Source organism: Pseudoalteromonas sp. S1727, from assembly GCF_005886375.1.
Taxonomy (GTDB): domain Bacteria; phylum Pseudomonadota; class Gammaproteobacteria; order Enterobacterales; family Alteromonadaceae; genus Pseudoalteromonas; species Pseudoalteromonas haloplanktis.
The window spans coordinates 1-412 of sequence record NZ_PNDT01000206.1; the positions used below are offsets into that span (position 1 = coordinate 1).

Genomic DNA, 412 nt, shown 5'->3' on the forward strand with positions numbered 1-412 from the left:
AATAGCTTGTAACCCCGCCACACCTGCGCCGATAATAAACACTTTCGCTGGCTTAATTGTGCCCGCTGCGGTCATCATCATCGGTAAAATGCTCGGTAATTCCGCAATCGCTTTCGTCACCATCACATACCCCGCCAAACTAGCTTGAGAGCTCAACGCATCCATTTTTTGGCAACGCGTACTGCGCGGTATCATTTCCATGCTAAAGCTGGTTACCTGGTGCTCGCACAGTAAATCAACATACGCATGGCTATTAAACGGGTCTAAAAAGCTAATGACCGTTTTGTTTTTTGCGTGCACAATATCCTCGGCCGGTAACTTATCAACCGATAAAATCACATCCGCTTGCGCTAAAATCTCAGCGCGGTCATTCAGAACCGTAGCCCCTGCACTGGCATACTCGTCATCGCTG

General features: G+C 48.5%; 1 protein-coding gene. It reads right to left on the bottom strand.

The annotated features are described in order from the left end of the window. On the bottom strand, window positions 1–412 hold a 412-nt coding region (locus CWB85_RS21650), incomplete at both ends, for a Rossmann-fold NAD(P)-binding domain-containing protein (protein WP_502705325.1).